Source organism: Thermodesulfitimonas sp. (assembly GCF_052743955.1).
In genome coordinates this window covers 1-4870 of sequence record NZ_JBRAIN010000112.1, presented here as the reverse complement: position 1 = coordinate 4870, position 4870 = coordinate 1, and the positions used below count along the sequence as shown (strand labels likewise).

Genomic DNA, 4870 nt, shown 5'->3' with positions numbered 1-4870 from the left:
AAGACAAATAAAGACCCAGCGGCTAGCGTCCGCAACTTCAGGATGTAAGGACTTTAATTAAACTTCTAAAACAATAAACCTGGAGCACGTGCTAGCTCTTAAAAGCCTCCCTCTCCCCGCTCCCGGTACTGCAGCGCCTCGGCGATGTGTGCCGTGCCGATCGCTTCGGCGCCTTCCAGGTCGGCGATGGTCCGGGCCACTTTTAGTACCCGGTCGTAGGCGCGGGCGCTTAGCGCCATTTGCCGGAAAGCTGCCTGCAACATTCGCTGCGCCTCCCGCGTCGGGCCGCAAAAACGTCTGACCTGAGTACCCGTCATCGCCGCGTTACAGGTGACCGGTGTGCCCCGGAAACGCTCCCGCTGGACCGCCCTCGCCCCCTCCACGCGCTGGCGCACCGCCGCCGAGCTTTCCCCAGCCGGTTCGCCGGCCAGCTCCTCAAACCGGACCCGCGGAACGGTAATGCAGATATCGATCCGGTCGAGCAGCGGCCCGGAAAGGCGGCTCCGGTAACGCTGCAACCGCGCCGGCGAGCAGGTGCACTCTTTCTCCTGGTCCCCGTAAAACCCGCACGGGCAGGGGTTAGCAGCGGCAACCAGCATGATCCGCGCGGGAAAGGAAACCGCGGCTGCCGCCCGCGAAACGGTTACGATCCCGTCCTCCAACGGCTGGCGCAGGGCCTCGAGCGCTTCTTTGGAAAATTCGGGGAATTCGTCGAGAAAAAGAACACCGTGGTGGGCGAGGCTCACTTCCCCTGGGCGGGGATAGCGGCCGCCCCCGACGAGCGCCGCTGGCGAAGCGGTGTGGTGGGGCGCGCGGAAGGGTCGCTCCCGCAAAAGCGGCTCGCCCGGAGGTAAAAGGCCCGCCAGACTATGGATTTTTGTCACCTCGAGCGCCTCCGCGAAAGTCATCGCCGGCAAAATGGTAGGCAGCCGCCGCGCCAGCATCGTCTTGCCCGTTCCCGGCGAGCCTATCATGAGCACGTTGTGCCCGCCGGCCGCCGCCACTTCAAGCGCCCGCTTAGCGTAAAACTGGCCCCTAACCTCGGCAAAATCGAGCGTCGCTTTCCGGGGTTCACCCGCCGCCAGGTCAACCCTGCACGGCGCAAGCTCTTGCTCCCCGGCGAGGAACTGCGCCAGCTCCTGCAGATTTTCCACGGGATAAACCGTGGCCCCCGCCACCAGCGCCGCCTCGCTGGCGTTTGCCGCCGCTACCACCACCTCGTTCGCCCCGTGCTCCACCGCGGCCGCCACCGCCGGCAGCACCCCGTAGACCCCCCGCACCGTTCCCTCAAGCGAGAGTTCGCCAAAATAGACGAACCGCGCCGCGGCTTGGGCCGGTACCTGCCCCGTGGCCGCTAAAATGCCGGCCGCTAACGCCAAGTCGTAACCCGGTCCCTCCTTGCGAATGTCAGCCGGGGCTAAGTTTACCGTAATCCGCCCGAGGGGAAAGGTGAAGCCGGCGTTTTTCAGCGCCGCCCGTACCCTGTCACGCGCCTCGCGGACGGCCGTATCCGGAAGCCCCACAATCTCAAAGGCGGGCAATCCCCCGCCGATATCGACTTCCACCCGCACCAAATACCCCTGCAGGCCGTAAAGCGCCACGCTTTTAACTACCGCGAGCAACTGCCCTTCCTCCCCGTAATTTCCAAGCCTCAATTCGCCGTAACCGGCGCGGGTTCCTCCTGCTACCGGCGAAAATTCGCCTTCTCAACGGCTCGCTCGCGTGGTATCCTTTACCTAACGCTGCCCGGACGCGCGACGGATAAACGGCCGGGGAGAAATGGAACAATAGCTAAAAGCTGAGGTGACGCCAGTGACAACACTTTTAAAGGCAGTAAAGGGGCACGAGATATGGCTGCTGCCGGAGGCCAACCACGGCCACAAAGGCCACGAACTTCGCTGCCGGCTCTTTTACGGCCACGCGATGCACCCGAACGGGCGAGCAGCGACCGACCGTCTCCGGGCTTGGGCCGTCGATCCGGGGGGCGAAAGGATTAGTCTCCCGGTCACCGAAAACGGCGACCACCACCTCGTCCGGCTGGTGCCGGAGCGGGAAGGGCTCTGGGCGCTGGTCGCCGAAAATGACGTGGGGCCCATCGTGTTAACCAAGGGCGGACTTTACAAACCTGGCACGCGCCAGGAGTACCCGGACGCCCGCGAGGCCGCCTGCTACTACCAGTACGCCAAAACTTACCTGCAGGTCGGCCACTTTTGCGCCGCCTGCGGCGACCTCTTCAAGCAGGCCGATGTTAGCTTCTTGGGGAACGAACTCGAGATCATCCTGTCGCCCGGCGATTACCGCGCCGGTAGCGAGGTCACCCTCCAGGTGCGCTACCGCGGCGGGCCGCTCCCCGGCGCACTCCTCTGCGCTAACTGGAGCCTGAGCGAAAAAAGGGACTGGCCGCTGCGCGTTCCTACCGACACTCAGGGCCGGGCAACGATCCGCCTCGCAGCAGGCGGCCACTGGCTCTTCTACGTCCGCCACACCGACGCCGGCCGTGGTGTGCCGGGCGAGTACGAAAAACGGGTGGTCAGCGCCACCCTAAGCCTGTACGGCGTCCGGTAAACTTTTACATCAAAACCCGGGGCCGCGGCACCCGCAAAAACCGCACCAGCGCCGCCGCTGCTTCCTCGCGTTTCACCACCGCCGTCGGGCCGAACTCGCTACCCGACCACGGGAAAAGCTTCAGCCCCCAGGCCAGCGCCGCGTAGCCCCGGTCCGTTGCCGGTACGCGCGCGGCGTCCCGGCAGGGCAAACGGTAAAGCGCGGGCAGCTCCGCCACCGGCCGGTAACCGAGGCCGCGCACTAACAGCCGCGCTAACTCCAGGCGCGTAACCGGCCGGGCCGGCGCCGCCTCCTTGGCTTCGATAATCCCGCGCAGCTGGGCCTGTTCGTAGGCCCCGCTGTACCAAGGCGTCTTCTCCGCCGCCTGCGGCACCGCGACCGGACTTTGCGCCGCCACTAACATCGCGACTAATTCCGCCTGTGTCACGGCGTCGCGCGGCCGGAAGCGCCCCTGGTAGCCGGTGACGACACCCGCTTCCTTCAGCATGGCGATCTCCTTGGCGAAGGGGCTGTCTGTTGTGTCGCTGAAGGTGGGAGCTGGTTTCACCGCCACCGTATTCCCCTCGTAGTCGACGAATTCGCCGCGCTGCGCGTCCAAAAAGAGACCCGCAGAAGGCAGCTTCAAGGCATATACTAGGTATACCTTCGCCTTCTTCCACCCGTAGGGGTCGGCAGGACCGGCGAAAATCTCCGCCGGAGTACTGGGTACCAGCCGGACGTAGCGCAGCTCAAAACCGAAGCTGTCCAGGTAGCGGTCGAGCGCCACTCCCGGCGAAAAGGCTTCTGCCGGCGGCGGGAAGGCGGCTTCCACCCACTGCCGCTGGTAGCCCACCACCTCGCCCGTCACCGTGTCCACCTGGACCGCGAGAAAGTTGGCGGCACAGGGGATATCGTTCTCAACGCGCTGGTACTGGAAGTTAAAGACCGGGTGAAGGTTCAGGAAGCCGGAAAGCTGCTGCTCTTTCAGGCGCACGCGCCCTACCAGCGCCGGCGCCACCCGGTGCAGAAACGCCGCCGCGACCCCTTGCGCCGCCTCCTGGCTCAGCTTCGCCTCTTCCTTCTTGGCCGGCACCCCGCCGCGCAATTCCTCGCTATCCGTCGAACTTATATAGAGTTGCAGCAACTCCCCCGTAGTGGCACTAACCGTCGCGTCAATCCGCAGCCGGCGCTCGCTATCGTCGAAATGGAGCTCCCAAGCCTTCTCCCGCTGCCACGGCGCCCCAGCGGTAAGGCTGCTCTGGGTCAGGGTCGCCCTCGCTGCCTGCGGCACAAAACCGCACACGACCTTAACCGCCTCCGCCGCCGTGATCAGGTCCGCGAGGGACTCCACCTCTTCCTGCTCGGCGGGCGTGAGCGGCTCCCTGCCACCCCTTCTCGTCATCATCCCTAAATCCCCGAAGGGCCCAAAGGCAGGCGCCATCCCCGCAAACACCTTTCCCGTAAAGGCGTCAACCGCCAATTCCCCCGGCTCCAAGGCGTAAACCAGCCGGGGATGGCGCTGCCGCTCAGGATCCTCCGGCGTGATGGGGACAAGGTACTCTAAGTGGGGCTTTACCTGCTCCCAGTAGCGGCGCAGCGCCTCGTCCCGGGAGAGTATCCCCTTAGGATCCGGAAAATCGTCGGCCGGTACCCAGTTCAGCATGTACTCCACCGGCTCCTTGCTGTTCCCATCGATCACCACCCGCACCCCGTTTTCGGGAAAAGGAATTCCGTTTACGTAGCAGACAAAAACAAAGGTGTGCCGCGAAAGGTCCCAGGGCTGCTCCTGTAGCGGCTGCAGGCGTAAAGACGCCCACTTTTGCGGCGCCAACTTCTTCACCAGCGCCACCGCCACCGGCTGGACCTCCTCCCGGGTGTAACGCGGTAGCCGGCCGTCCGGCCCTCCGGGAGCCCCGAAGCGGTGAAAACTTGTGATCTCGCCAGTATTCGCGTCCACAGTAACGCCAAAATTGCTAAACCCCTTCGGGCTGAACCAGTTGAGCTGCCAGAAACTACCCATCGGCCCCTGCTCGAAACCAAAGTTGAAAACGGTACACTCCGGTGGAACGCTGAGGTTCGCCCGCACGGTCCGGACTGCCTGCTCTAAGGAGACCGGAACGTTCTCTCCCTGGCCCCAGGCAGGTGCGGCCGCCAACCCAAAAACCGCACCCATCAGAAGGAACCACCAGAAACGACGCATCCTCCCACCCCCGCAGCAAATGATTTTAGCAAAGTTTTCTGCGGGTATCTTATATTTCCTGCCATAACAGTAAAATTTTGGCCTTGTCCCATTTCGGGTGGCACTCACGTTGACCACGCCGTTTTC

3 protein-coding genes are annotated in these 4870 nt (G+C 64.1%); 1 reads left to right on the top strand and 2 read right to left on the bottom strand.

What is annotated here, in order from left to right:
- Positions 1-98: 98 nt before the first annotated feature.
- Positions 99-1622 carry a YifB family Mg chelatase-like AAA ATPase gene (locus tag ACUVTA_RS08505; protein ID WP_445952516.1) on the bottom strand — a complete coding sequence of 508 codons (1524 nt, stop codon included), beginning with the start codon at positions 1620-1622 and terminating at the stop codon, positions 99-101.
- A 190-nt stretch (positions 1623-1812) separates the two neighbouring features.
- Between ACUVTA_RS08505 and ACUVTA_RS08500 the strand changes: the two genes are divergently transcribed.
- On the top strand, positions 1813-2565 hold the full coding sequence (locus ACUVTA_RS08500; RefSeq protein WP_445952515.1) for a DUF4198 domain-containing protein: 753 nt from the start codon (positions 1813-1815) through the stop codon (positions 2563-2565).
- 4 nt (positions 2566-2569) lie between these two features.
- Here the strand turns inward: ACUVTA_RS08500 and ACUVTA_RS08495 are convergent, their stop codons facing one another.
- Positions 2570-4744: a YcdB/YcdC domain-containing protein gene (locus ACUVTA_RS08495; protein ID WP_445952514.1), complete on the bottom strand. Its 2175-nt coding sequence runs from the start codon at positions 4742-4744 to the stop codon at positions 2570-2572.
- Positions 4745-4870 lie beyond the last annotated feature (126 nt).

Coding starts and splice junctions, on each gene's coding strand:
- ACUVTA_RS08495 (WP_445952514.1), bottom strand. CDS start 4,744: ATGCGTCGTTTCTGGTGGTTCCTTCTGATGGGTGCGGTTTTTGGGTTG.